Here is a 25,088-nt window from a genome sequence, read left to right as displayed (position 1 = left end):
GTGCGGCGGCTAACTGGAGAAGGACGAAGCGTCGGCAGCCGAGGCTTTGACAGTGTTCGCCGCATCTGCGGCTCTCACGGCGGCGACGAATGCCCGGATCTTTCCGGCGTCCTTGAGGCCCTTGTGCCCGGGACCGTCGATTTCGACGCCCGAGCTCACATCAACGGACAGCGTCTTGCAGCGCGTCCGCAGGCTGTGAATGCCATCGCTCACGTTTGCAGGTGTGAGCCCACCACTCAAGACGAGGTGAGCGTCGACGGCGGGTGGAAGAAGTGACCAATCGAAAGCCTTGCCGCCTCCGCCATAACCTTCGACATGGGCGTCGAGCAGGATGGCCTGGGCGCGGGAGTAATCGGACGCGTATTTTACGAGGTCGAAGCCGGCCCCGGCAGCCCCCAGCGGAATCCGGGCGGCGCGCATGTAACGAAAGCGTCCCGGGCCGGTGGCTTCCTCGCACTGTTCGGGCGTTTCTTCCCCGTGGAACTGCGCGATCGCGCCTTTCACGCGGGCCAGGGAGGCCAGGACTTCGGGAGCGTCCGCGTTCACGAACAGCAGCACGGGCGTGATGAAGGGCGGCAGGCGCGAGGCCAGTTCGGCGGCGCGTTCGACGCTCACGGCGCGCGGGCTCTTCGGGTAGAGCACGAAACCGATCGCGTCGGCGCCGGCCTCGACCGCCGCGTCCACGTCGGCCTCACGCGTGAGGCCACAGATCTTGATGCGGGTGCGTGGGGCGAGAGGAGCAGGAGATGTCATGGCGGGCCATCATACGAAGCCCGCTCGCCCTGGAACGTGGCCTCGGCCGGCAGACCCCACTTGGCGTCGTACAACGGGCCGAGGAAGTACAGGCCGTCGGCGGAGAAGGTGGGCGCGGCCACCTTGCGGCTGCGCGCCTCGAGCACCTCGGTGATCCATTCGGGCCGTTCATCGCCGCGGCCGATGCGCACCAGGCTGCCCATCAGGTTGCGGATCATGTGGTGCAGGAAGGCGTCGGCCTCGAACTCGAAGTGCCAGCGGCAGCGCTCACCGTCGCCCACGCGCGTGATCTCGAGGCGCCGCAGGTCCTTGACCGGCGAGAGGGCCTGGCAGGCCGAGGCGCGGAACGAGCTGAAGTCGTGCCGGCCGACCAGCAGCGCCGCCGCGGCGCGCATCGCATCGCCGTCGAGCGGGTACATCGACCAGCCGACCCGGCCCGCATCGAGGCTGGGGCGCACGGGCGATTGCGAGAGCACGTAGACGTAGCGGCGTGCCAGGGCGCTGGCGCGGCAATGGAATTCGGCGGGCACCGGGTGCGCCCACTGCACCGCGATGTCGTCGGGTAGGTAGCGGTTGGTGCCGCGCATCCAGGAGAACGGATCGCGTTCGATGTCGGTGTCGAAATGCACCACCTGCATCAGCCCGTGCACGCCGGCATCGGTGCGGCCGGCGCACAGCGTGCTGACCCGGCTGCCGGCGGGCAGGCCGGCGAACTTCGCGAGGGCGGCTTCGAGCTTGTCCTGCACCGTGCGGCCCGAGCGCTGGCTCTGCCAGCCCTCGTATGCCTGGCCGTTGTAGCGGATGCCGAGTGCCAGCCTCACGAAGCGATCAGAAGGGCAGTCGGCAAGCGGCTCAGCGCAGTTCGGCGAGCAGCTGCTTGGCTTGCGACTTGAGGTCGCCGGCGCTTTCGGCTTCGACTTCCTCGACCAGCGAGCGCGCGCCTTCGACGTCGCCGATGGCCTGCAGTTCGCGGGCCAGCGAGAGTTTCACGGCGTGCGGGTTGTCGTCACCGTCGTCGTCCAGGGCGGACGGCGAGGTGGCCACGGCCGCAGAGCGCGGTGCTTCGGCGGCGGCGGAGCGGGCCGGCAGGCCGGCGAGGGCGCTCATGTCGAACTCGATGAAGCCCGAGTCCGCAGGCAGCGTGTCGCGCAGCATGGCCGGGCGGGTGTTGTGCTCCGCGTCGTTCAGCGACGAGGGGCGCGTATGGGCAGTCAGGGCGCCGGGGGCCGTGTCGAAATCGTTTTCGAGATCGACAGGTGCTGCGGCGTGGCCGTTGCTCAGCGGGGCCGGTGCGGCCGTCGGCGCGTAGACCGACTTCGGCAGGCTGGCACCCACCGGAGCAGGTGCCGGTGCGGGCGGCTGGGTCAGGTCGAGGTCGAAGTCCAGTGGTGCGACCGAGGGCATGAAGGCCGGCGGGGCCGACGCCACGGGCGGTGCGGCCGGGGGCGGCGGTGCCACGACGGCGGCCGCGGCGACAGCAGCCGGCTTGGCGGCGGCGGCCAGCGCGCCGGCGAATGCGGCGGTTTCGGCCTGGCTGGCGCCTCGCGAGGTGCCCGTGCCCGATTCGTACAGCGGGTTGCCCGGGTCGAGGTCCTTGCCCATATCGACCACGCGGTTCCATTCGGAGCCCGCGCCATTGGTCAGCTTGTGCACTTCGGTGGCGAGGCCGTCGAAGGCGCGCACATCGCGGCGCTTGGCGTGGATTTCGAGCAGCTTGAGGTGGATGGCGGTGCGGTCCGGGTTCAGGCGCAGCGCTTCACGCAGGATTTCCTCGGCCTGCAGGTCGCGGCCATAGGCGAGGTAGACGTCGGCTTCGGCGACCGGGTCGACATCGCCCGCGTCGAGCTGGCTCGGCGAGTACGACAGCGACGACACGGTGGAGTCGCCGCGGTTCTTGGTGTCGACCGATTCGCCGCCGCTGGCGCCGAAGAACGAGTCCTTGGGGATGCGGCTCTCGAGGAACACGCTTTCGCTCATTTCTTCGCGGCGGCGGCCCAGCACGCGGTACAGCAGGAAGCCGACCAGCAGCGCGATCAGCGCGGCGCCCGCGAGCATCAGCGGGTTGTCGAGCAGCTCCTCGAGGAAGCTGCGTTCCGGCGGGGGCGGCGGCGGTGCGGCCTTGACCACAGGCTTGGGAGCGACGATGGGCGCGGCGGCGGCTGCAGCGCTGGCTGCGGCTGCCACGGGCAGGGCGGCTGCGTCGGTGGCCGACGGTGCGGCGGGTGCTGCAGCGGAGGCCGCGGCGACGGGGGGCGTTGCAGCGGGAGCGGCTGCCGGCGCCGGCGTTGCCGGTGCAGTGGCTGCGGCGGCCGCGGCGGGCACAGGAGCGGCCGCGACCGCTGGCGTCGGCGTCGTGGCACCGGTCAGCGGCGCGGGAACGGCGATGCCGGGCGTGGTGGCCGGCGCTGCAGGCGCGGCGGCCGCAGCGGACGATCCGGTGCCCGTGCCGGTACCGGCCTTGAGCTTGTTCAGCTCGTTGATGTTCTTCGTGAGCTCGGCGACGCGGTTGCTGCTGTCCTGCGCCTGGCGGGCCTGCGCGACCTTTTCGTCGGCGGCGCGTGCGGCGGCGTTGCCTTGCGACACTGTGAGCTTGTCGGGGGCGCTGGCGGCGGCATTGCGGTCTTCCACGCTGGCCTGCAGCTTGCCCGAGGCCTGGCGGCTCGCGGCGGCCACGTTGGTGGTCGGGGCGTTTTCGGCGAGGCGCTGGCGGTAGCTGCCGAAGTCGCGGCTTTGTGCGGTGATCGTGCGGCGTGCGTCGGCGGCCGGCACGGCGGCCGCTGCGGCAGCGTTCGGCAGGTCGAGCACGGCACCGGCCTTCATCCGGTTGACGTTGCCGCCGACGAAGGCGTCGGGGTTGGCGTTCAGCAGCGCGACCAGCATCTGGTCGAGCGAGACATCGGCGGGCTTGTGAGCGGAGGCGATCTTGCCGGCGGTGTCGCCGCGGCGCACCGTGACTTGCTCGCCGCTGCCGCCGCTGGGCGCGGCGACGGCGGCACGTGCCGGCGCAGGAGCCGGTGCGGTCGCAGGGGCCGGTGCAGCCGCAGCGGGTGCAGGCGTTGCAGCGACTGCAGGCGCAGGCTCGCGGCGCACGCGCGGGGCGGGCGCGGGGCGCTCGACCGGCGTGGCGATCTGCGGTGCGATGGGCGCGACCGGCGCGGCTGCCGCCTGGCGCGTGGCCGGCGGATCGAGCAGCACGGTGTAGTCGCGCACGATGCGGCCCGAGGCGCCATTGGCTTCGAGCAGCAGGTCGATGAAGGGGTCGTTGAGCGGGCGGTTGCCGGCCAGGCGCACGACGTACTGGCCGCCGGCGCGGCGCTGCAGCGTGGCTTTCACGTCGCCGAGGGCCGCGTTGTACGGGATGCCTGCGTTCTTGAAGGCTTCGGCCGTGGCGATGTTGATCTTCAGGCCTTCCGCCTCGTTGGCGGCCATTTCAGTGACATCGATCTCGGCGCGCAGGGGTTCGCCCAGTGCCGACTGCACCCGCAGCGGCCCCAGCGCGAAGGCGCTGGCATCGGCGCTGGCCAGTCCCAGCGTCAGGGCCGCAGCGGCACCCAGGATGGAAAGGCGCCAGCCATTCGACGGCAGGGCGGGGCGGGCGGCCGAAGGGCGGGCCGCGGGCAACAGATGTCTTGTCATGCTGATAGGGGCGGCTCAGGCCCTGAATTTGTAAGAGGACGTTAGCATCATCAACATGCACTGACAAGGCAATGCGCCTGATCTACCCAGTGCGCGCATACTTCCGATGACATCCTGTGTTGCCTTTCGGCAACATTTTTGTATTTCAAGGCCCTGAGCTGCCCGCATCAGGCTTCGAGCAGGATGCGCAGCATGCGGCGCAGCGGTTCGGCCGCGCCCCACAGCAGCTGGTCGCCGATGGTGAAGGCGCCGACGTACTCGGGGCCCATCGCCAGCTTGCGGATGCGGCCGACCGGGATGTCCATGGTGCCCGTCACGGCCACCGGCGTCAGGTCCTTCACGGTGGCTTCGCGCGTGTTCGGCACGACCTTGGCCCAGGGGTTGTCGGCGGCGATCATCGCTTCGATGTCGGCCACCGGCACGTCCTTCTTGAGCTTGAAGGTCAGGGCCTGGCTGTGGCAGCGCATCGCGCCGATGCGCACGCAGAAGCCGTCCACCGGCGTGGCGGCGGTGCCGAAGCCCGCGCCCTGGCCGAGGATCTTGTTGGTCTCGGCGCCGCCCTTCCACTCTTCCTTGGACATGCCGTCGCCCAGGTCCTTGTCGATCCAGGGAATCAGCGAGCCGCCCAGCGGGGCGCCGAAGTTGGCGATTTCGGAGGCGCTCAGGTTCTGCTGCTTGTGCAGCACCTTGCGGTCGATCTCGAGGATGGCCGACTTCGGGTCGTCGAGCAGGGCGCGCACTTCGGCATTCAGGGTGCCGAACTGGGTCAGCAGCTCGCGCATGTGCTGCGCGCCGCCCCCCGAGGCTGCCTGGTAGGTCATGCTGGTCATCCACTCGACCAGGCCGGCCTTGTAGAGGGCGCCCACGCCCATGAGCATGCAGCTGACGGTGCAGTTGCCGCCGACCCAGTTCTTGCCGCCCTTGGCGAGCGCGTTCTGGATCACGGGCAGGTTGACGGGGTCGAGCACGATGATCGCGTCATCGTTCATGCGCAGCGTGGAGGCCGCGTCGATCCAGTGGCCGTTCCAGCCGGCGGCGCGCAGCTTGGGGAAGACCTCGCTGGTGTAGTCGCCGCCCTGGCAGGTGATGACGATGTCGCACTTCTTCAGTGCCTCGATGTCGTTCGCATCCTTGAGCGTGGTTTCGTTCTTGGCCATCGCCGGGGCCTTGCCGCCCGCGTTCGAGGTCGAGAAGAAGACCGGCTCGATGAGGCCGAAGTCGCCTTCGGCCTGCATGCGGTCCATGAGGACCGAGCCGACCATGCCGCGCCAGCCCACGAGGCCGACCAGAGGTTGCTTGGATGCGTTCGCCATTTCAGTTTGCCCTTAGTGAAGAAAGAAAAAATCAGTCTTTTTTGCCCCCGACTCGTCGGCCGGGGGAGGGCGTGACGAAGCGGGCTGCGGTTAGCCGGTAATCGTCTTTTTGGTGATGGCTGCTACGACCGCGTCGCCCATTTCGCGGGTGCCGACGCGCTTCGTGCCTTCGGACCAGATGTCGCCCGTGCGCAGCCCGGAGGCGAGCACGTGCTTGACCGCCGACTCGATACGGTCGGCAGCTTCGGGCTGGTTGAGGGAGAAGCGGAGCATCATGGCAGCGGACAGGATTGTAGCCAAAGGATTGGCAACCCCTTTGCCAGCAATGTCGGGCGCGCTGCCGTGGCTGGGCTCGTACAGGCCCTGGTTGCTCGCATTGAGCGAGGCCGAGGGCAGCATGCCGATGGAGCCGGTGAGCATCGCGGCCTCGTCCGAGAGGATGTCGCCGAACATGTTGCCGGTGACCACCACGTCGAACTTCTTGGGCGCCTTCACGAGTTGCATGGCTGCGTTGTCGACGTACATGTGGTCGAGTTCGACGTCCGGGTACTCCTTGCCGACCTCGGTCACGATGTCCTTCCAGAACTGGAAGGTCTCCAGCACGTTGGCCTTGTCCACGCTGGTCACGCGCTTGCTGCGCTTGCGGGCCGCCTCGAAGGCGACGCGGGCGATGCGCTCGACCTCGGGGCGCGAGTAGCGCATCGTGTCGAAGGCTTCCTCGGCGCCCGGGAAGTGGCCGTCGGTGGCGATGCGGCGGCCGCGCGGCTGGCCGAAGTAGATGTCGCCGGTCAGCTCGCGAATGATGAGGATGTCCAGGCCCGCGATCAGCTCGGGCTTCAGGCTCGAGGCGCCCACCAGTTGCTCGTAGCAGATGGCCGGGCGGAAGTTGGCGAACAGGCCCAGGTTCTTGCGCAGCCCCAGGATGGCCTGCTCGGGCCGCAGCGGGCGGTCGAGCTTGTCGTACTTCCAGTCGCCGACGGCGCCGAACAGCACCGCGTCGGCGTCCTTGGCGAGCTTCAGCGTCGATTCGGGCAGCGGGTGGCCGTGCGCCTCGTAGGCCGCGCCGCCGACCAGAGCCGATTCCATCTCGAACTTCAGGTCGAGGACTTCGAGCACCCTGACGGCTTCCGCCACGATTTCGGTGCCGATGCCGTCACCCGGGAGAACTGCGATTTTCATAAGTTGGTCTGAGGTTTTTTCTTGAAAACGGAAAGGCCGCCGATCACGAGATCATCGTGTGCGCGAGCCAGGGCTTTTGCGCCAGGCGCTCGGTCTCGAAGGCCTTGATCTTGTCCTTGTGGCGCAGCGTGAGGCCGATGTCGTCCAGCCCGTTGATCAGGCAGTACTTGCGGAAGGCCTGCACGTCGAACGCGAACTCCTGGCCGTCGGGCTTCACCACCACCTGGCGTTCCAGGTCGATGGTCAGCGTGTAGCCCGGGAAGGCGAAGGCTTCGTCGAACAGCTGCGAGACCTGCGACTCGGGCAGCACGATCGGCAGCAGGCCGTTCTTGAAGCTGTTGTTGAAGAAGATGTCCGCATAGCTCGGCGCAATGATCGCGCGAAAGCCGTACTGGTCGAGCGCCCACGGCGCGTGCTCGCGCGACGAGCCGCAGCCGAAGTTCTTGCGCGCCAGCAGCACCGAGGCGCCGGCGTAGCGCGGCTGGTTCAGCACGAAGTCGGGGTTCGGCTTGCGGCTGGCCGGGTCCTGGCCCGGAAAGCCGGCGTCCAGGTAGCGCCACTCGTCGAACAGGTTCACGCCGAAGCCCGTCTTCTTGATCGACTTGAGGAACTGCTTGGGAATGATCGCGTCGGTGTCGACGTTCTCGCGGTCCATGGGGGCCACGAGGCCCTTGTGCACGGTGAATTTCTGCATGTGATGTCTCCAGATCAGGCGAAGGTGCGCACGTCGACGAAGTGGCCGTGCACGGCTGCGGCGGCGGCCATCGCGGGGCTCACGAGGTGGGTGCGGCCACCGGCGCCCTGGCGGCCTTCGAAGTTGCGGTTGCTGGTCGATGCGCAGCGCTCGCCGGGCTCGAGCCGGTCGGCGTTCATTGCCAGGCACATCGAGCAGCCGGGCTCGCGCCATTCGAAGCCCGCAGCCTTGAAGATCAGGTCGAGGCCTTCGCGCTCGGCCTGTTCCTTCACCACACCCGAACCGGGCACGACCATCGCGAGCTTCACGTTCTTCGCGACCTTCTGGCCCAGCTTCTTCACCACGGCGGCGGCTTCGCGCATGTCCTCGATGCGGCTGTTGGTGCACGAGCCGATGAACACCTTGTCGATGAAGATGTCGTTCATGGCCTTGTTGGGCTCCAGGCCCATGTAAACCAGCGCGCGCTCGATGGCGCTGCGCTTGCTGGCGTCCTTTTCCTTGTCGGGATCGGGCACGCGGCCGTTGATCTCGACCACCATTTCGGGCGAGGTGCCCCAGGTGACCTGCGGCTGGATCTGTGTGGCGTCGAGCTCGACCACGGCGTCGAAGGTCGCGCCGGGGTCGGACTGCAGCGTGCGCCAGTAGCTCACGGCCTGGTCCCATTCGACGCCGGTGGGCGCGAGCGGGCGGCCCTTCACGTAGCTGATGGTCTTCTCGTCGACCGCCACCAGCCCGGCGCGCGCGCCGGCCTCGATGGCCATGTTGCAGACCGTCATGCGGCCTTCCATGCTCAGGTCGCGAATCGCCGAGCCGGCAAATTCGATCGTGTAGCCCGTGCCGCCGGCGGTGCCGATCTTGCCGATGATGGCCAGCACGATGTCCTTGGCCGTGCAGCCCAAGGGCAGCTTGCCTTCGACCTTCACGAGCATGTTCTTGGCCTTCTTGCCCAGCAGCGTCTGCGTGGCCATCACGTGTTCGACCTCGCTGGTGCCGATGCCGTGCGCGAGCGCGCCGAACGCGCCGTGCGTGGAGGTGTGCGAGTCGCCGCAGACCACCGTCATGCCCGGCAGCGTCGCGCCGCTTTCCGGGCCGATCACGTGCACGATGCCCTGGCGCTTGCTCAGGAACGGGAAGAACGCGGCGGCGCCGAACTCGGCGATGTTGTGGTCCAGCGTGGTGACCTGCTCCTTGCTGGTCGGGTCGGCAATGCCTTCGTAGCCGCGCTCCCAGCCGGTGGTCGGCGTGTTGTGGTCGGCAGTGGCCACCACCGAGCTGATGCGCCACAGCTTGCGGCCGGCCTCGCGCAGGCCTTCGAAGGCTTGCGGGCTGGTCACTTCGTGCACCAGGTGGCGGTCGATGTAGAGGATCGCGGTGCCGTCTTCCTCGGTGTGGACGACGTGTTCGTCCCAGATCTTGTCGTAGAGCGTGCGTGCCATGTCGGTCTCTTGTCTTTCGTGGGGAAATGGATTGTCTGTCGACGCGGTCTAGGCCGCGAGTCGTTCGGTGGCGTCGGCCGAATCGGCCGCCGCGTGCAGGTGGTTCACCAGCGTGCGCGCCGCCACCGGCAGGGTGGAGAAGTCGCGCGCCACCAGCCGGATCTCGCGCGCCGCCCAGGCGTCGTTGAGCGTCACGCTCACGAGGCCGCGGCCGATGCCGTTGTGCATGAGTTCGAAGGCGCGCTGCGGCATCACGCCGATGCCCAGGCCGTTGTCGATCATCCGGCACATGGCGTCCAGGCCCGTGACGTGGATGCGCAGCTTCACGCTGCGGCCGGCGCCGAGCGCCGCTTCGTGCATCGCCACGTAGATCGAGCTGTTGGTGTGCAGGCCCACGTGGTCGAAGGCCAGCGAGTCGACGAAATCGATCGCGTCCTGCGCGGCCAGCGCGTGCCCCTCGGGAACGATCAGTGCGAGGCGGTCGTGCCGGTAGGAAAGGCTCTGCAGTTCGCCCGCGCCGCCGGCCACGTGGCACACGCCGAGGTCGGCCGCGCCTTCCTGCACCGCGCGGATCACTTCGCTGCTCAGGTGCTCCTCGAGGTCGATCTTGATGGCCTCGTGCGCGCGCGAGAACACGCCCAGGTCTTCCGGCAGGAACTGCACGATGGCCGAGATGTTGGCGTGCACCCGCACGTGCCCGCGCACGCCGTCGGCGTATTCGCTGAGCTCGCCCTGCATCTTCTCGAGGCTGTAGAGCACCGAGCGGGCGTGGTGCAGCAGGCTTTCGCCGGCCGGCGTGAGGTCGACGCCGCGCGCATGGCGGTAGAGCAGGGCGGTGCCGAGCGTGGCTTCCAGGTCGGACAGCCGCTTGCTCACGGCCGAGGCCGCAATGAACTCGCGCTCCGCCGCGCGCCCGATGCTGCCCAGCTCGCACACGGCCACGAACAGCTGCAGCGACGTGAGGTCGATGCGGCGGGCAAAGTTGCGTTCGGACGTGCTCATGGGGGCTTGGGCATCGCGTTTGGCGATGAGTTGGCTATTTTCTTCCTGTTTTGAAGCCTTTGCCATCGCGATGCGCGATGACCTCGCTGCCGGCTGGCGAGGAGGGGCATGCCGAACGGGCAATAAAAAAGCTGCCCGGAGGCAGCTTTTTCAGGGAGCGGAGGTTCCGCAGCCGTTCGATCAGCGGGCCGAGATCGGCTTCACGTCACGCTTGGGCGAGCCTTCGAACAGCTGGCGCGGGCGGCCGATCTTGTACTCGGGGTCGCCGATCATTTCGTTCAGCTGGGCGATCCAACCGACCGTGCGGGCCAGCGCGAAGATCGCGGTGAACAGCGGCACGGGGATGCCGATGGCGCGCTGCACGATGCCCGAGTAGAAGTCGACGTTCGGGTAGAGCTTGCGCGACACGAAGTACTCGTCTTCCAAGGCGATCTTCTCGAGCTCCTTGGCCAGCTTGAACAGCGGGTCGTTTTCCAGGCCCAGCTCGGTCAGCACTTCGTTGCAGGTTTCCTGCATCAGCTTGGCGCGCGGGTCGTAGTTCTTGTACACGCGATGGCCGAAGCCCATCAGCTTGACGTTCGAGTTCTTGTCCTTGACCTTCTTGATGAACTCGCCGATCTTTTCCACGCCGCCTTCGCGCTGGATGTCGTACAGCATGTTCAGCGCCGCTTCGTTGGCGCCGCCGTGGGCCGGGCCCCACAGGCACGCCACGCCGGCTGCAATGGCCGCGAAGGGGTTCGTGCCCGACGAGCCGCACAGGCGCACCGTCGAGGTCGAGGCGTTCTGCTCGTGGTCGGCGTGCAGGATGAAGATGCGGTCGAGCGCGCGCTCGAGCACCGGGTTCACCTTGTACTCTTCGCACGGCGTGGCGAACATCATGTGCAGGAAGTTGCCTGCATAGCTGAGTTCGTTCTTCGGGTACATGTACGGCTGGCCGACGGTGTACTTGTAGGCCATGGCCACGAGCGTGGGCATCTTCGCGATCAGGCGGATCGCGGCGATCTCGCGGTGCTCGGGATTGTTGATGTCCGTGCTGTCGTGATAGAAGGCCGACAGGGCGCCCACGAGGCCGGTCATGATGGCCATCGGATGGGCATCACGGCGGAAGCCGCGCAGGAAGAACTGCATCTGCTCGTTGACCATCGTGTGGTTCGTCACGAGCTTGGTGAAGCTGGCCTTCTTGCCTGCGTCCGGCAGCTCGCCGTACAGCAGCAGGTGGCAGGTTTCCATGAAGTCGCAGTTGGTCGCGAGCTGCTCGATGGGGTAGCCGCGGTACAGCAGCTCGCCCTTGTCACCGTCGATGTAGGTGATGGCCGACTGGCAGGCGGCGGTCGACATGAAGCCCGGGTCGTACGTGAACATGCCGGTCTGTGCATACAGCTTGCGGATGTCGATCACGTCGGGCCCGATGGTGCCCTTGTAGATCGGCAGTTCGACGTTGTCGCCGCCATTGCTGAACGACAGCGTGGCCTTGGTATCGGATGCTTTCATTTCGGTTTACTTTCAGAGGTGGATTCAGGACGAAGGAGAAAAAATGGCAGGACGCTGAGCGCCGTCGGTACGCATCAGCTGCAGCAATGCGACCACCTCGGCCCCGGCCCATGCGGGCTCGGGCTCCTTTCTGCACAGCAGCAGGTCGAGGAGGTCGTTGTCCGACAGGTCCATCAATGTCTCCATCGCTCCCGCTTGACCGACGGTCATGTGGGATTCGTGCCGCTCGAAGAAGCGGGCGATGAACAGGTCGTTCTCCAGCAGGCCGCGCCGGCAACGCCACTTGAGCTTGCTCAGCGCGCGTTCGCCGAGCAGCGTATCGGGGGCGTTGGCGGGGGGCGACATAAGTAAGGCTTCTCGGAAAAACCGTCAGATGGCGCGGCGCACCATCAGTTCCTTGATCTTGCCGATGGCCTTGGTCGGGTTCAGGCTCTTCGGGCACACGTCGACGCAGTTCATGATCGTGTGGCAGCGGAACAGGCGGTACGGGTCTTCCAGGTTGTCCAGGCGCTCGGCGGTGGCTTCGTCGCGGCTGTCGGCGATGAAGCGGTAGGCCTGCAGCAGGCCGGCCGGGCCGACGAACTTGTCGGGGTTCCACCAGAAGCTCGGGCAGCTCGTGGAGCAGCTCGCGCACAGGATGCACTCGTACAGGCCGTCGAGCTCTTCACGCTCTTCGGGCGACTGCAGGCGCTCCTTTTCGGGCGGCACGGTGTCGTTCTGCAGGTACGGCTTGATCGAGTTGTACTGCTTGAAGAACTGGGTCATGTCGACGATCAGGTCGCGGATGACGGGCAGGCCCGGCAGCGGCTTGAGCACGACGGTGCCCTTGAGCGTGTTCATGTTGGTCAGGCAGGCCAGACCGTTCTTGCCGTTGATGTTCATCGCGTCGGAGCCGCAGACGCCTTCGCGGCACGAGCGGCGGAACGACAGCGTGGGATCCTGCGCCTTGAGCTTCATCAGGGCGTCCAGCAGCATGCGTTCATGGCCGTCGAGTTCGACCTCGACCGTCTGCATGTAGGGCTTGGCGTCCTTGTCCGGGTCGTAGCGGTAGATCTGGAATGTGCGCTTCATCGTATGGACCTTGTAAATATTCTTAGAACGTGCGGACCTTGGGCGGCACGGATGCCACCGTCAGCGGCTGCAGCTTGACGGGCTTGTACGAGAGGCGGTTGTCCGCGCTGTACCAGAGCGTGTGCTTCATCCAGTTGGCGTCGTCGCGGCCCAGCGGTGCGACCGGGTCGTCCGCGGGACGCTCGTAGTCTTCCACCGTGTGGGCGCCGCGGCATTCCTTGCGGGCGGCGGCCGAGACCATGGTGGCCTGCGCCACTTCGATCAGGTTGTCGACTTCCAGCGCTTCGATGCGGGCGGTGTTGAACACCTTGGACTTGTCCTTCAGGCCGATCGACTTGACGCGCTCGCGCACGGCGGCGATCTTGACCACGCCTTCGTCCATCGAGGCCTGCTTGCGGAACACGGCGGCGTGCTGCTGCATGACGGCGCGGATCTCGCCGGCCACGTCCTGGGCGTATTCGCCGCCGGTGGAGGCTTCGAGCTCGTTCAGGCGCTGCAGGGTGCGGTCGGCCGCATCCTTGGGCAGTTCCTTGTGATCCTTGAGCTTGTCGTTGAACTCGACGATGTGGTTGCCGGCCGCGCGGCCGAACACCAGGAGGTCGAGCAGCGAGTTGGTGCCCAGGCGGTTGGCGCCGTGCACGCTCACGCAGGAGCATTCGCCCACCGCGTACAGGCCGTTGACCACGGCGCTGTTGTCTTCACCCTTCTGGATGACGACCTGGCCGTTGATGTTCGTCGGGATGCCGCCCATCTGGTAGTGGATGGTGGGCACCACGGGAATCGGTTCCTTGGTGACGTCGACGTTGGCGAAGTTGATGCCGATCTCGTAGACCGACGGCAGCCGCTTGTGGATGGTGTCGGCACCCAGGTGGTCCAGCTTCATGTGGATGTAGTCCTTGTTGGGACCACAGCCACGGCCTTCCTTGATTTCCTGGTCCATCGAACGCGACACGAAGTCGCGCGGTGCCAGGTCCTTCAGGGTGGGCGCGTAGCGCTCCATGAAGCGTTCGCCGTTGCTGTTCAGCAGGATCGCGCCTTCGCCGCGGCAGCCTTCGGTCAGCAGCACGCCCGCGCCGGCCACGCCGGTGGGGTGGAACTGCCAGAACTCCATGTCCTGCAGCGGGATGCCCGAACGTGCGGCCATGCCCAAGCCGTCGCCGGTGTTGATGAACGCGTTGGTGGACGCACCGAAGATGCGGCCTGCGCCGCCGGTGGCCAGCAGCACGGTCTTGGCCTGCAGGATGTGCAGGTCGCCGGTTTCCATTTCGAGGGCCGTGACGCCGACCACGTCGCCTTCGTTGTCGCGGATGAGGTCCAGCGCCATCCATTCGACGAAGAACTGGGTGCGGGCTTCGACGTTCTTCTGGTAGAGCGTGTGCAGCATCGCGTGGCCGGTGCGGTCGGCCGCGGCGCAGGCGCGCTGCACGGCCTTCTCGCCGTAGTTGGCCGTGTGGCCGCCGAACGGACGCTGGTAGATCGTGCCGTCGGGGTTGCGGTCGAAGGGCATGCCGAAGTGTTCGAGCTCGTACACGACCTTCGGGGCTTCACGGCACATGAACTCGATCGCGTCCTGGTCGCCGAGCCAGTCGGAACCCTTGATCGTGTCGTAGAAGTGGTAGTGCCAGTTGTCCTCGCTCATGTTGCCGAGCGAGGCGCCCACGCCGCCCTGGGCAGCGACGGTGTGCGAACGGGTCGGGAACACCTTGGAGAGCACGGCCACGTTGAGGCCGGCACGGGCGAGTTGCAGCGAGGCGCGCATGCCGGAGCCGCCGGCACCGACGATCACGACGTCGAACTTGCGCTTGGTGATGTTTTCTTTTGTGTAGGTCATGGTGGGTCAGATCTTCCAAAGCACTTGAATGGCCCAACCCGCACAACCGACAAGCCAGACGATGGTGAAAACTTGCAGCACGAGACGGATGGCGACAGGCTGGACGTAGTCCATCCACACGTCGCGCATGCCGACCCACACGTGATAGAGCAGGGCAACGATCACGGAGAAGGTCAGGACCTTCATCCACTGTGCGGCGAAGATGCCGGCCCACAGGTCGTAACCGATGGGGCCGCGCGAGAAGATCAGCTGCGCGAGCAGGATGATCGTGAACAGCGCCATCAGGGCGCCGGTGATGCGTTGGCTGAGCCAGTCGCGCAGACCGTAGTGCGCGCCGACGACGATGCGCTTGGAGCCGTAATTCACAGACATGGTGGGCTCCTTCTCAGTACAGGCCGAACAGCTTGGCGCCAAGCACCAGCGTGAGGATGATGCTCGCAGCCAGCGTGAAGATGGCCGAGCTGTGACCGAACTCTTTGGTCACGGCGGAGTGGCTCACGTCCATCCAGAGGTGACGCAGGCCGGCGATGAAGTGGTGCAGGTAGGCCCAGATGAGCGCCAGTGCGACGAGCTTGAAGAACCATCCCGGAGCGAAGCCGACGCCGATGTTGAAAGCAGACTTGAATTTCGCGAACGAATAGTCAGATGACAGCGAGGTGTCGAACATCCAGATGATGAAGGGCATCAGCAGGAACATCAGCACACCGCTCACGCGGTGCAGGATCGACACGATGCCGGCCGGCGGCAGCCGGTAGGTCGTGAGATCGGTGAAGGCATTGATGTTCCGGAATTCGCGACGCGGCGGCCGGGGGGGAGTTGCAAGCTCTGTCATAGGGAGATGGCTTTCGTGGCTTTGTGACTTGTTGGCTTGTTCTGAGAGCGAACGCTTTTGTTTCTTCTGCGGAATGCAAACAACGCAAAATTCTATTGCAATGCACCATCGCGCATCGGACGCACAGGAGTCAACGCACTGCGGCAGTCGGATGCTCGGGGCTCGAGGTCGCGTTGCGCGGGCTGAGTGTGCGCGTTTGTGCCCGCGCGGGCGAGGTTCTTCGGCGCCATCGGATCAGCCCAGCTGGTTGCGGTAGTGGTGGGTGTCGGTGCGGTACAGGCCGCGGCGCAGTTCCATCGGCATGTCGTGGTACGTGTGCGCCACGCGCTCCACGCTCAGCAGCGGCATCTGCAGCGGCACGTCGAGCAGCTGCGCCTGTTCGGCATCGGGCAGCACGGCGCGGATCTTTTCTTCGGCGCGCACCATGCGCACGCCGAACTCGGTTTCGAACATCGCGTACATCGGGCCGGGCCAGGCGCGCAGCCGGTCGGCCGTGAGGCCCTTGAAGGGCGCGCCGGGCAGCCAGAGGTCTTCGAGGATGGTCGGCACGCCGCCATAGGCGAGCACGCGGCGCACCTGCAGCACGGCGTCGCCGGTGCGCAGGCTCAGCGCGCGCGCCACGTCGGCCGAGGCGCGCAGGCGCTTGCAGTCGACGATGGTGCGCTCGGCCGGGCCTTCGGCGCTCGGGCTGCCGGCGTCGGGCACGAGCTTGAGAAAACGGTACTGCACATGCTGCTCGGCATGCGTGGCCACGAAGGTGCCCTTGCCCTGGCGGCGCACCACCAGGTTTTCGGCCGCCAGCTCGTCGATCGCCTTGCGCACCGTGCCCTGGCTCACGCGGTAGCGCACGGCCAGGTCCATCTCGCTGGGGATGGGCTCGCCCGGCTTCCACTCGCCGGCCTGCAGGCTCTGCAGGATCAGGGTCTTGATCTGCTGGTAGAGCGGACTGAAGGACGGCGTCGTGGGCTCGTCGAGGGTGGAGGGCGTGTTCATGGCAGCGGTGGGGTGCGCCGTGGCGGACCCCCAGAGGATATCTTATATAAGACATAAGACGGCCTTTGTCGAATCGGCTTAAAATGCGGCCCGGTCCCGCGCCGCGGGAAAGCTTCCCCCCGCTGGACCGCGGCGCCCCACGAGAGCGCTAACCCGTTTCACCACCTTCTGGAGTCTTCCCATGAGCAAAAAGCCTGTCCGCGTTGCCGTTACCGGTGCCGCCGGTCAAATCGGTTACGCCCTGTTGTTCCGTATCGCTTCCGGCGAAATGCTCGGCAAAGACCAGCCGGTCATCCTGCAACTGCTCGAAATCCCCGACGAGAAGGCCCAGAAGGCGCTCAAGGGCGTGATGATGGAGCTCGACGACTGCGCCTTCCCGCTGCTGGCCGGCATGGAAGCCCACGGCGACCCGATGACCGCCTTCAAGGACGCCGACTACGCCCTGCTGGTCGGTTCGCGCCCCCGTGGTCCCGGCATGGAACGTGCCGAGCTGCTGGCCGTCAACGGCGCCATCTTCACGGCACAAGGCAAGGCGCTGAACGCCGTCGCCTCGCGCAACGTGAAGGTGCTGGTCGTCGGCAACCCCGCCAACACCAACGCCTACATCGCCATGAAGTCGGCACCGGACCTGCCGCGCAAGAACTTCACCGCCATGCTGCGCCTGGACCACAACCGCGCTGCCAGCCAGATCGCCGCCAAGACCGGCAAGGCCGTGGCCGACATCGAGAAGCTCACCGTCTGGGGCAACCACTCGCCCACGATGTACGCCGACTACCGCTTTGCGACCATCAACGGCGAAAGCGTCGCCAAGATGATCAACGACCAGGAATGGAACGCCAACACCTTCCTGCCGACCGTCGGCAAGCGCGGCGCGGCCATCATCGAAGCGCGCGGCCTGTCGTCGGCTGCCTCGGCCGCCAACGCCGCCATCGACCACATGCGCGACTGGGCCCTGGGCACCAACGGCAAGTGGGTCACGATGGGCATCCCGTCGGACGGCCAGTACGGCATTCCGAAGGACGTGATGTTCGGCTTCCCGGTCACCTGCGAAAACGGTGAGTACAAGCTGGTCGAAGGCCTCGAGATCGACGCATTCAGCCAGGAACGCATCAACAAGACGCTCGAAGAGCTCGAAGGCGAACGCGCCGGCGTCGCCCACCTGCTGTAAGTCAAGCAAGCCGACCGCATGCTCGACTGGAACCCCGCGCTCTACCGTCGCTACGAGGACGAGCGCACCCGGCCCGCACAGGAACTCCTGGCGCGGGTCCCGCTTGCCGAGGCCGCCCATGTGGTCGACCTCGGATGCGGACCGGGCAATTCCACCGAGCTGCTGGCACATCGGTTCCCCTCGGCGCAAGTCACGGGCACCGACAACTCCGAAGCCATGCTGGTCAGCGCGCGCGAGCGCCTGCCGGCGGCGCGCTTCGAGTTGAGCGACATCGCGACCTGGGCACCGCGTGAAAAAGAAGCGCCCGATCTCATTTATGCCAACGCGTCCCTGCAATGGGTGCCGGATCACGAAACGCTGATCCCCCGCCTGTTCGACGCGCTGGCCCCGGGCGGCGTGCTTGCCGTCCAGATGCCCGACAACCGCCAGGAGCCCACGCACCGCCTGATGCGCGCGGTGGCGGCCGAAGCGCCCTGGGCCGAGCCCATCGGCGACGCCGACAAGCTGCGCACCTTGCTGCTGCCGCTCGGCGGCTACTACGACTTGCTGGCCGCGCGTGCGGCCCATGTCGATGTCTGGCACACCATCTACCAGCACCCGATGGCCAATGCCGCGGCCATCGTCGAATGGGTGCGCGGCACGGGCCTGAAGCCCTTTGTCGACCGCCTGCCGCCCGACCTGCAGGCGAGCTACCTCGCCGAATACGAACGTCGGGTGGACGAGGCCTACCCGCTGCGCACCGACGGCAAGCGCCTGCTCGCCTTCCCGCGCATGTTCATCGTGGCGCACAAGAAAAAAGACGCATGACGACGAAGACCGCCGCTGCCCATCCCGCGGACGTGCTGCTCGGCGCACAGGCCGGCGCCGTGACCCTGCCGGTGTGCGACCACTACAGCGGCGTCGAAGCCCGCATGAAGAAGAGCCTCGCGCTCCAGGCCGAGATGGCGCAGGAGTTCGGCGCCTGCGTGTTCGACGTCACCCTCGACTGCGAAGACGGCGCCCCGGTCGGCGGCGAGGCGGAGCATGCCGCGCTCGTCACCGAGCTCGCGCTGGCCGCCCAGCCCGGCATGCGTGTCGGCGTGCGCGTGCACCCGGTCGACCACCCGGCCTTTGCCGGCGATGTGGTCACCATCGCCGGACGCGCCGGCCAGCGGCTGAGCCACCTCATGGTGCCCAAGGTCGAATCCGTGGCCGATGTGTGTCAGGCTGTTGCCGCGCTCGACGCCGCCGATGCCGGCGCGCTGCCGCTGCATGTGCTCATCGAATCGCCCCTGGCGGTGCACAACGCCTTCGAAATCGCCGCGCATCCGCGCGTGCAGTCGCTGAGCTTCGGCCTCATGGATTTCGTGTCGGCGCATGCCGGCGCCATTCCCGCCGACGGCATGGGCGCGGCGGGGCAGTTCAGCCACCCGCTGGTCGTGCGTGCCAAGCTGGCACTGGCCTCGGCGGCGCATGCCTACGGCAAGGTGCCTTCGCACTGCGTGGTCACCGAGTTCAACGACACCGATGCGATGCGCCTGGCGGCCCGCAAGGCGGCCACCGAATTCGGCTACACGCGCATGTGGAGCATCCACCCGAACCAGATCCGGCCGATCCTCGAGGCCTTCGCGCCCGACGAGGCGCAGATTCAAATTGCCACAAAAATCATTACAAAAGCCGCAGACGCGGATTGGGCACCGACACAAATTGATGGCACATTGCACGACCGCGCGAGCTACCGCCACTTCTGGCAGGTCCTGACGCGCGCCCACGCAACAGGGCGCGCGTTGCCCTCCGAGGCGAAAGCCTGGTTTGCATCGCGGTCTCCTGAAACCCACTGAATCAGCCTGAAGGAACCCCGCTCATGAAGAAAATTGCACTGATCGCCGCCGTTGCGCTGGCCCTGCCTTTCGCCGCCGTGGCCCAGAACGCCACCGCCACCAAGCCGGCTGCGGCCAAGGCCGAAGCCAAGAAGACCCCGCCGAAGCGCCAGGTCACCCGCAAGGCGGCCAAGGCCGTCGAAGAGGTCACGCCGATCACCGACGACACCAACATCGTGCTGTCCGAGTCCGACCTGGCCGTGGCGCAACGCGTGTCCATCGGCAAGGCCCAGTGCGAACTCGGCGCCGACGTGACCGTCACGCCCGACGAGAAGAAGCCCGGCTTCTTCACCGTGACCACCAAGGGCCTGAAGTACCGCATGCACCCGGTCGAAAGCCGCACCGGCGCCATCCGCCTCGAAGACCCGCGTGCCGGCGCCATGTGGCTCCAGCTGGGCAACAAGTCGATGCTGATGAACCAGAAGGCCGGCCTGCGCATCGCCGACGAATGCCAGACCGCCGCCCAGGTCGCCTTCGCCGACGAGATGAAGAAGAACCCCCCGAAGGCCCTTTTCGAAGGTGCCGACGCAGCCAAGAAGTAAGAAGAGCACTGAACCCGGGGTGCGGCGCGGCTCTTGCTTGGCCGCTAGAGACCGCTGCGCACACCCGATAGCCTAGTTTCCGGAGAAAAGAAGATGTTGCAAGCCTACGTTGATCATGTTGCCGAACGCGCCGCGCTCGGTATCCCGCCGCTGCCCCTGAGCGCAAAGCAGACCGCCGAAGCGATCGAGCTCCTGAAGAGCGCGAACGCCAAGGACGGCGCCTTCCTGCTGGACCTGCTCACCTACCGTGTGCCCGCCGGCGTCGACGACGCCGCCAAGGTCAAGGCGAGCTACCTCGCGGCCGTGGCCCACGGCACCGAGAAGAACGCGTTCATCTCGCGCGCCCGCGCCACTGAACTGCTCGGCACCATGCTCGGCGGCTACAACATCAGCCCCATGATCGACCTGCTGGACGACGCCGAAGTCGGCGCTGTCGCAGCCGAAGGCCTGAAGAAGACCCTGCTGATGTTCGACCAGTTCCACGACGTCAAGGAAAAGGCCGACAAGGGCAACGCCCACGCCAAGGGCGTGCTGCAAAGCTGGGCCGATGCCGAGTGGTTCACCAGCCGCCCGGAAGTGCCGCAAAGCATCACCGTCAGCATCTTCAAGGTGGCTGGCGAAATCAACACCGACGACCTGTCGCCCGCTCCTGATGCGACGACGCGTCCCGACATTCCGATGCACGCCCTGGCGATGCACAAGAACGCCCGCCCCGGTATCGTCCCTGAAGAAGACGGCAAGCGCGGCCCGGTGAAGTTCATCGAAGACCTGCGCGCGCGCGGCCACCTCGTGGCCTACGCCGGCGACGTGGTCGGCACGGGTTCGTCGCGCAAGAGCGCCACCAACTCGGTGCTGTGGTTCACCGGCGAAGACATTCCCTTCGTGCCGAACAAGCGTTTCGGCGGCGTCTGCCTCGGCGGCAAGATCGCTCCCATCTTCTACAACACGATGGAAGACTCGGGCGCACTGCCCATCGAGCTCGACGTGACGCAGATGAATATGGGCGACGTGGTCGAGCTGCGTCCCTATGAAGGCAAGGCCCTGAAGGACGGCCAGGTCATCGCCGAATTCCAGGTCAAGAGCGACGTGCTGTTCGACGAAGTGCGCGCCGGCGGCCGCATTCCGCTGATCATCGGCCGCGGCCTCACGGCCAAGGCGCGCGAGGCGCTGGGCCTGCCCGTCTCCACGCTGTTCCGCCTGCCGCAAAGCCCGGTCGACACCAAGAAGGGCTTCTCGCTCGCACAGAAGATGGTCGGCCGCGCCTGCGGCCTGCCCGAAGGCCAGGGCGTGCGCCCGGGCACGTACTGCGAACCCAAGATGACCTCGGTCGGCTCGCAGGACACCACCGGCCCGATGACCCGCGACGAGCTGAAGGACCTGGCCTGCCTGGGCTTCTCGGCCGACCTCGTGATGCAGTCGTTCTGCCACACGGCGGCGTACCCCAAGAAGGTCGACGTCAAGATGCACCACGAACTGCCCGAGTTCATGGCCAACCGCGGCGGCGTGTCGCTGCGTCCGGGCGACGGCGTGATCCACAGCTGGCTCAACCGCCTGCTGACGCCCGACACCGTGGGCACGGGCGGCGACAGCCACACCCGCTTCCCCATCGGCATCAGCTTCCCCGCGGGCTCCGGCCTCGTGGCCTTCGCGGCCGCCACCGGCGTGATGCCGCTGGACATGCCCGAATCGGTGCTGGTGCGCTTCAAGGGCAAGATGCAGCCCGGCGTCATGCTGCGTGACCTGGTCAATGCCATTCCGCTGTACGCCATCAAGTCGGGCCTGCTGACCGTGGCCAAGCAAGGCAAGAAGAACATCTTCTCGGGCCGCATCCTCGAGATCGAAGGCCTGCCCGACCTGAAGGTGGAACAAGCCTTCGAACTGAGCGACGCCTCGGCCGAACGCTCGGCCGCCGGTTGCACGGTGCACCTGAACAAGGAACCGATCCAGGAGTACATCAACAGCAACATCACGCTGATGAAGTGGATGATTGCCGAAGGCTACGCCGACGCCCGCACGCTGGCACGCCGCATCGCCGCGCAGGAAGCCTGGCTCAAGGACCCGCAGCTGCTCAAGGGCGATGCCGACGCCGAGTACGCCGCCGTCATCGAGATCGACCTGGCCGAGATCCACGAACCCATCGTGGCCTGCCCGAACGACCCGGACGACGTGAAGACGCTGAGCGACGTGGCCGGTGCCACCATCGACGAAGTGTTCATCGGCTCGTGCATGACCAACATCGGCCACTTCCGCGCCGCATCGAAGCTGCTCGAAGGCAAGCGCGACATCCCGGTCAAGCTGTGGATCGCACCGCCGACCAAGATGGACGCGCAGCAGCTCACCGAGGAAGGCCATTACGGCGTGTTCGGCAACGCCGGCGCGCGCACCGAAATGCCGGGCTGCTCGCTGTGCATGGGCAACCAGGCACAGGTGCGCGAAGGCGCGACGGTGATGTCGACCAGCACCCGCAACTTCCCGAACCGTCTGGGCAAGAACACCAACGTGTACCTGGGCTCGGCCGAACTGGCCGCCATCTGCTCGCGCCTGGGCCGCATCCCGACCCGCGAGGAGTACATGGCCGCCACGGGCGTGATCGACGCGTCCAGCGCGCAGATCTACCAGTACCTGAACTTCGACAAGATCGAAGACTACAAGGGCGTGGCGGACACGGTCACGGCCTGAGGGTCGTTGCAGCCGGCGAGCGATTCGCCGGCCTCATGAAAAAGCCCCGCTTCGGCGGGGCTTTTTCATGGGCGTTCGCTGCCGGTGTCAGCCCGGCGGCGGATTCGGCTTCAGGTGTTCCTGCCCCTTCAGCACCATCGCCATGCCGGCGGGGCCGCCCACCGCGTAGGGCAGCGAGGCCTGCAGCGAATGGGCGAAGTCGCCGCGGTACAGCTTGGCGCCCTGGTGGGTCAGGTTCGAGTTGGCGTCGATGTAGATCGACTCGCCCAGCCCCGACCACAGCCGGCAGAAACCGTAGTCTTCCGACAGGTAGCGCCGCGTGACCGGGTCGACCATCACGTCGAAGAAGCGGTAGTGCAGCCCGCGGTCGGCTTCGCCGATGCTGTCGGGCACGTACTGCAGGTCGGGATAGGCGGCCATGAGTCGCTCGAACACACCGCGCCGGATCGCCATGAAGCCCGTGGGCGCCTCGGTCATCTTCATGAAGCCGTCGGGCTGCACCTCGAGCTCGATCTGCGATGCGCCTTCTTCGGCCTTGGCATTGACCGTGTAGCGCGTGAACGCGGCCTCGAACTGCTGCTGCGTGGTGCCGGCCGCCACGCCGCCGGCTGGCCAGTCTTCGCGCTTGAGCGGGTAGACGCCGGCGGCGATGTCGTAGCCCGACAGCAGCAGGCGGAACGCCGCCTCGGCCGAGAAGCCGATGTCCGCGTCGATCCAGAACAGGTGGGTCCACTCCGTGTTGGCCAGGAACTGGGCCACGCAGTTGTTGCGTGCACGCGTGACCAGGCTTTCGCCCTGGTGCATCAGCACCTGCATCTTCATGCCGGCGCGCTCGGCATTGATGGTGAAGTTCAGCAGCGACGCCACGTAGTTCTGGAAGAACTTGCCGTCGTGGCTCGGCGTCACGATCACGGGGTAGAAGTGCCGGAGTTCGGACGGATCGAGCATGCGAGGGGGCTCCGTGGGGCGAGGGTCTGGCTAGCGGGCAGGGCGCTGCATCAGGCCCTGCAGCAGGGTGTCGTAGGTCTGCGTGGCCGCCGCGTCGCCGGGCAGGTAGCGCGCGATGAGTGCGCGTTGCCGGTCGCGGTAGGCCTGGGCCTGGGCGTCGTGCCCGTCGATGGCTTCGAGCACGCGGGCGCTGCCCGCGGCCACGTCGTTTTCTGTGTAGTAGTAGCCCAGGTCGGCGCACAGGTGGGCGTTGTGCACCAGCGGATAGCCCTGCCAGCAGGTCTCGAGGTAGAAGTAGTTGAGCGGGTTCTCCCACTGGTGGGAGACCACGATGTCGGTGTTCTGCGCCAGGAACACCGGGGTTTCGTGCCGGCCCAGGAAGACCGCCTTGTGCTGGCGCACCAGGTCGAGCTGGTTCATCAGCGTGATGAACTCCATGCTGTCCTTGGCCATGCGCTCCACGTTCGTGACCTGCAGCAGCGCGATCGCGTCGGGGCGGGCGCGGTAGGCCAGCTCGGCGATCAGGATGGGGTAGACGCAGAACTTCACCACATTGATGTTCGGCTCCATCACGCTGAGCCGCCGCGGGCCGCTGCGCGGCTGGTACGCGCCGCCGTCGGGCAGGGCGCGGGCGCGCTCTTGCAGGAACACCGGGCTCCAGACGAAGGGCACGGCGCGCGCCTCGGCGCGACGCAGCACCTCGAAGTACGGCTGGCTGATGTGGGCCACCTGCGGAACCATCCAGATGTCGTCGTAGCGCTGGTTGATGAACAGGTTGCGGCCCCACAGCGGCTTGCCGAACAGCATCGACTCCATCGCGTGCACGTACTCGAAGCCGCAGCAGTACGACACCAGCCGCGCGCCGCGGCGCTTGAGGTGGTCGGTCTGGTCGCCGTCGATCTGGCCGCCCAGCTCGATCAGCACATCCACGCTGTCCTTGGCCGCTTCGAAAGTCACGGTCGGCCAGCGGGCCTGGTCCCAGGGCAGGGCGGGGGTGATGGGGGTGGCGGTGGTGTTGACCAGCACCACCGAGGCGACGCTGGGGCAGTGCTTCAGCGCCTCTGCCAGGAACACGGCGTTCTGCTTGATGCCGTTGTTCCAGAGGGTCTCGGCCTCGTGGTGAAGGCCGATCGTGATGCCGATGCGCAGGCCGGCACCCGAGGCGGTGGTCATTGGTTTTCGCGGGGGATGTAGCCCGTCAGGCGCCAGCCTTGGGGTTCGAGGCGGAAGCTGACTTTTTCGAAGACCGTCTTGTCGTTGGTCAGGCGGGTGGCGAAGTCGACGTTGGCGTACAGGCCTGCAGGGATGCCGGTGCTGTCGTCCAGGTAGCGGATGCGGGTCACGCTGGCCCAGTCACGGCGGGCCACGACGCCCACGGTCTGGCGCGAGCGTTGCGTGTTGGCAACGAATTCGGCCTTGGGAAAGCGAGTCTTCACAAACGCAGACGCGGTATCCCAGATCTCTCCCGCCCGGTTCTCATCGATCTGCTTGAGGCTGCTGAGGCCCGCCTGGACGAGTTCGTCGGCGGAGTTGCCGTCCTGCGCCAGGGCGCAGGAACCGGCCAGGGCCAGCGTGCATGCGGCCAGGAAACGGGGGAGAAACGGCTTCATTGGGCACCTTTTGTGAGGAAAACCGCTGTGACAGACAGCGGCGGCGATTCT

General features: G+C 66.8%; 23 protein-coding genes. 5 read left to right on the top strand and 18 right to left on the bottom strand.

What is annotated here, in order from left to right; genetic code table 11:
* Positions 1-9: 9 nt before the first annotated feature.
* The 15 genes from ACAM42_RS25425 to ACAM42_RS25355 form a co-directional block, all read right to left on the bottom strand.
* On the bottom strand, positions 10-753 hold the full coding sequence (locus ACAM42_RS25425; protein WP_139702441.1) for a phosphoribosylanthranilate isomerase: 744 nt from the start codon (positions 751-753) through the stop codon (positions 10-12).
* Positions 750-1,574 carry a tRNA pseudouridine(38-40) synthase TruA gene (truA, locus tag ACAM42_RS25420; RefSeq protein WP_159275650.1) on the bottom strand — a complete coding sequence of 275 codons (825 nt, stop codon included), beginning with the start codon at positions 1,572-1,574 and terminating at the stop codon, positions 750-752. The genes ACAM42_RS25425 and truA overlap by 4 nt, the downstream gene beginning before the upstream one ends.
* A 31-nt stretch (positions 1,575-1,605) precedes the next feature.
* A complete protein-coding gene (locus ACAM42_RS25415; RefSeq protein ID WP_369629803.1) occupies positions 1,606-4,389 on the bottom strand; it encodes a FimV/HubP family polar landmark protein in 2,784 nt (927 codons plus the stop codon).
* 167 nt (positions 4,390-4,556) lie between these two features.
* Positions 4,557-5,702, bottom strand: coding sequence for an aspartate-semialdehyde dehydrogenase (gene asd, locus ACAM42_RS25410; protein WP_062479697.1), 1,146 nt, complete (start codon positions 5,700-5,702; stop codon positions 4,557-4,559).
* 90 nt (positions 5,703-5,792) lie between these two features.
* Positions 5,793-6,881, bottom strand: a complete 1,089-nt coding sequence (gene leuB, locus ACAM42_RS25405; protein WP_062479698.1) for a 3-isopropylmalate dehydrogenase — start codon at positions 6,879-6,881, stop codon at positions 5,793-5,795.
* A 43-nt stretch (positions 6,882-6,924) separates the two neighbouring features.
* Positions 6,925-7,575 carry a 3-isopropylmalate dehydratase small subunit gene (gene leuD / locus ACAM42_RS25400; RefSeq protein WP_062479700.1) on the bottom strand — a complete coding sequence of 217 codons (651 nt, stop codon included), beginning with the start codon at positions 7,573-7,575 and terminating at the stop codon, positions 6,925-6,927.
* A 14-nt stretch (positions 7,576-7,589) separates the two neighbouring features.
* Complete coding sequence (gene leuC, locus ACAM42_RS25395; protein WP_369629802.1) at positions 7,590-9,011, bottom strand: 3-isopropylmalate dehydratase large subunit; 1,422 nt, start codon at positions 9,009-9,011, stop codon at positions 7,590-7,592.
* A gap of 48 nt (positions 9,012-9,059) precedes the next feature.
* Positions 9,060-10,013: a LysR substrate-binding domain-containing protein gene (locus tag ACAM42_RS25390; protein ID WP_369629801.1), complete on the bottom strand. Its 954-nt coding sequence runs from the start codon at positions 10,011-10,013 to the stop codon at positions 9,060-9,062.
* A gap of 180 nt (positions 10,014-10,193) precedes the next feature.
* A complete protein-coding gene (gene gltA / locus ACAM42_RS25385; protein WP_062479703.1) occupies positions 10,194-11,504 on the bottom strand; it encodes a citrate synthase in 1,311 nt (436 codons plus the stop codon).
* Between the two features lie 24 nt (positions 11,505-11,528).
* Positions 11,529-11,849: a succinate dehydrogenase assembly factor 2 gene (locus ACAM42_RS25380; protein ID WP_307637448.1), complete on the bottom strand. Its 321-nt coding sequence runs from the start codon at positions 11,847-11,849 to the stop codon at positions 11,529-11,531.
* A gap of 24 nt (positions 11,850-11,873) precedes the next feature.
* Complete coding sequence (locus ACAM42_RS25375) at positions 11,874-12,575, bottom strand: succinate dehydrogenase iron-sulfur subunit (RefSeq protein WP_062479706.1); 702 nt, start codon at positions 12,573-12,575, stop codon at positions 11,874-11,876.
* Positions 12,576-12,597: 22 nt separating this feature from the next.
* Complete coding sequence (gene sdhA, locus ACAM42_RS25370) at positions 12,598-14,406, bottom strand: succinate dehydrogenase flavoprotein subunit (protein WP_369629800.1); 1,809 nt, start codon at positions 14,404-14,406, stop codon at positions 12,598-12,600.
* 6 nt (positions 14,407-14,412) lie between these two features.
* Complete coding sequence (sdhD, locus tag ACAM42_RS25365) at positions 14,413-14,778, bottom strand: succinate dehydrogenase, hydrophobic membrane anchor protein (protein WP_062479708.1); 366 nt, start codon at positions 14,776-14,778, stop codon at positions 14,413-14,415.
* Positions 14,779-14,791: 13 nt separating this feature from the next.
* Complete coding sequence (gene sdhC / locus ACAM42_RS25360) at positions 14,792-15,238, bottom strand: succinate dehydrogenase, cytochrome b556 subunit (protein ID WP_159273217.1); 447 nt, start codon at positions 15,236-15,238, stop codon at positions 14,792-14,794.
* Between the two features lie 234 nt (positions 15,239-15,472).
* Positions 15,473-16,231, bottom strand: a complete 759-nt coding sequence (locus ACAM42_RS25355; protein ID WP_070062271.1) for a GntR family transcriptional regulator — start codon at positions 16,229-16,231, stop codon at positions 15,473-15,475.
* Between the two features lie 181 nt (positions 16,232-16,412).
* On the opposite strand from ACAM42_RS25355, the gene ACAM42_RS25350 reads away from it, so the two are divergent.
* The 5 genes from ACAM42_RS25350 (at position 16,413) to ACAM42_RS25330 (ending at position 22,479) form a co-directional block, all read left to right on the top strand.
* Positions 16,413-17,399: a malate dehydrogenase gene (locus tag ACAM42_RS25350; RefSeq protein WP_042578072.1), complete on the top strand. Its 987-nt coding sequence runs from the start codon at positions 16,413-16,415 to the stop codon at positions 17,397-17,399.
* An 18-nt stretch (positions 17,400-17,417) separates the two neighbouring features.
* The gene (tam, locus tag ACAM42_RS25345) at positions 17,418-18,206 is read left to right on the top strand and encodes a trans-aconitate 2-methyltransferase (RefSeq protein WP_369629799.1); all 789 of its coding nucleotides are present in this window, start codon (positions 17,418-17,420) and stop codon (positions 18,204-18,206) included.
* Positions 18,203-19,219 (top strand): CoA ester lyase, encoded by a 1,017-nt coding sequence (locus tag ACAM42_RS25340; RefSeq protein ID WP_369629798.1) that lies wholly within the window; start codon positions 18,203-18,205, stop codon positions 19,217-19,219. The genes tam and ACAM42_RS25340 overlap by 4 nt, the downstream gene beginning before the upstream one ends.
* Before the next feature lie 23 nt (positions 19,220-19,242).
* Entirely contained in the window at positions 19,243-19,800 is a 558-nt protein-coding gene (locus ACAM42_RS25335; RefSeq protein ID WP_369629797.1) for a hypothetical protein, read from the top strand.
* Between the two features lie 93 nt (positions 19,801-19,893).
* Positions 19,894-22,479, top strand: a complete 2,586-nt coding sequence (locus ACAM42_RS25330) for a bifunctional aconitate hydratase 2/2-methylisocitrate dehydratase (protein ID WP_369629796.1) — start codon at positions 19,894-19,896, stop codon at positions 22,477-22,479.
* An 87-nt stretch (positions 22,480-22,566) separates the two neighbouring features.
* Here the strand turns inward: ACAM42_RS25330 and ACAM42_RS25325 are convergent, their stop codons facing one another.
* Genes ACAM42_RS25325 through ACAM42_RS25315 form a run of 3 tightly spaced genes read right to left on the bottom strand, consistent with a single transcriptional unit; the run spans position 22,567 to position 25,037 of the window.
* Positions 22,567-23,427: a hypothetical protein gene (locus ACAM42_RS25325; RefSeq protein WP_369629795.1), complete on the bottom strand. Its 861-nt coding sequence runs from the start codon at positions 23,425-23,427 to the stop codon at positions 22,567-22,569.
* A gap of 30 nt (positions 23,428-23,457) precedes the next feature.
* A complete protein-coding gene (locus tag ACAM42_RS25320; RefSeq protein WP_369629794.1) occupies positions 23,458-24,600 on the bottom strand; it encodes a DUF2827 domain-containing protein in 1,143 nt (380 codons plus the stop codon).
* Positions 24,597-25,037 (bottom strand): DUF4019 domain-containing protein, encoded by a 441-nt coding sequence (locus ACAM42_RS25315; protein WP_095950584.1) that lies wholly within the window; start codon positions 25,035-25,037, stop codon positions 24,597-24,599. The genes ACAM42_RS25320 and ACAM42_RS25315 overlap by 4 nt, the downstream gene beginning before the upstream one ends.
* Positions 25,038-25,088: the final 51 nt, after the last annotated feature.

Source organism: Variovorax sp. V35 (assembly GCF_041154465.1).
In the GTDB taxonomy this organism is placed as follows: Bacteria; Pseudomonadota; Gammaproteobacteria; order Burkholderiales; family Burkholderiaceae_C; genus Variovorax; species Variovorax boronicumulans.
This window is presented reverse-complemented; position numbering and strand designations above follow the sequence as displayed.

Excerpts from the sequence above, each read along its gene's own strand:
- ACAM42_RS25425 (WP_139702441.1), bottom strand. The coding sequence starts at position 753 with ATGACATCTCCTGCTCCTCTCGCCCCACGCACCCGCATCAAGATCTGT.
- ACAM42_RS25415 (WP_369629803.1), bottom strand. The coding sequence starts at position 4,389 with ATGACAAGACATCTGTTGCCCGCGGCCCGCCCTTCGGCCGCCCGCCCC.
- asd (WP_062479697.1), bottom strand. The coding sequence starts at position 5,702 with ATGGCGAACGCATCCAAGCAACCTCTGGTCGGCCTCGTGGGCTGGCGC.
- leuB (WP_062479698.1), bottom strand. The coding sequence starts at position 6,881 with ATGAAAATCGCAGTTCTCCCGGGTGACGGCATCGGCACCGAAATCGTG.
- leuD (WP_062479700.1), bottom strand. The coding sequence starts at position 7,575 with ATGCAGAAATTCACCGTGCACAAGGGCCTCGTGGCCCCCATGGACCGC.
- leuC (WP_369629802.1), bottom strand. The coding sequence starts at position 9,011 with ATGGCACGCACGCTCTACGACAAGATCTGGGACGAACACGTCGTCCAC.
- ACAM42_RS25390 (WP_369629801.1), bottom strand. The coding sequence starts at position 10,013 with ATGAGCACGTCCGAACGCAACTTTGCCCGCCGCATCGACCTCACGTCG.
- gltA (WP_062479703.1), bottom strand. The coding sequence starts at position 11,504 with ATGAAAGCATCCGATACCAAGGCCACGCTGTCGTTCAGCAATGGCGGC.
- ACAM42_RS25380 (WP_307637448.1), bottom strand. The coding sequence starts at position 11,849 with ATGTCGCCCCCCGCCAACGCCCCCGATACGCTGCTCGGCGAACGCGCG.
- ACAM42_RS25375 (WP_062479706.1), bottom strand. The coding sequence starts at position 12,575 with ATGAAGCGCACATTCCAGATCTACCGCTACGACCCGGACAAGGACGCC.
- sdhA (WP_369629800.1), bottom strand. The coding sequence starts at position 14,406 with ATGACCTACACAAAAGAAAACATCACCAAGCGCAAGTTCGACGTCGTG.
- sdhD (WP_062479708.1), bottom strand. The coding sequence starts at position 14,778 with ATGTCTGTGAATTACGGCTCCAAGCGCATCGTCGTCGGCGCGCACTAC.
- sdhC (WP_159273217.1), bottom strand. The coding sequence starts at position 15,238 with ATGACAGAGCTTGCAACTCCCCCCCGGCCGCCGCGTCGCGAATTCCGG.
- ACAM42_RS25355 (WP_070062271.1), bottom strand. The coding sequence starts at position 16,231 with ATGAACACGCCCTCCACCCTCGACGAGCCCACGACGCCGTCCTTCAGT.
- ACAM42_RS25350 (WP_042578072.1), top strand. The coding sequence starts at position 16,413 with ATGAGCAAAAAGCCTGTCCGCGTTGCCGTTACCGGTGCCGCCGGTCAA.
- tam (WP_369629799.1), top strand. The coding sequence starts at position 17,418 with ATGCTCGACTGGAACCCCGCGCTCTACCGTCGCTACGAGGACGAGCGC.
- ACAM42_RS25340 (WP_369629798.1), top strand. The coding sequence starts at position 18,203 with ATGACGACGAAGACCGCCGCTGCCCATCCCGCGGACGTGCTGCTCGGC.
- ACAM42_RS25335 (WP_369629797.1), top strand. The coding sequence starts at position 19,243 with ATGAAGAAAATTGCACTGATCGCCGCCGTTGCGCTGGCCCTGCCTTTC.
- ACAM42_RS25330 (WP_369629796.1), top strand. The coding sequence starts at position 19,894 with ATGTTGCAAGCCTACGTTGATCATGTTGCCGAACGCGCCGCGCTCGGT.
- ACAM42_RS25325 (WP_369629795.1), bottom strand. The coding sequence starts at position 23,427 with ATGCTCGATCCGTCCGAACTCCGGCACTTCTACCCCGTGATCGTGACG.
- ACAM42_RS25320 (WP_369629794.1), bottom strand. The coding sequence starts at position 24,600 with ATGACCACCGCCTCGGGTGCCGGCCTGCGCATCGGCATCACGATCGGC.
- ACAM42_RS25315 (WP_095950584.1), bottom strand. The coding sequence starts at position 25,037 with ATGAAGCCGTTTCTCCCCCGTTTCCTGGCCGCATGCACGCTGGCCCTG.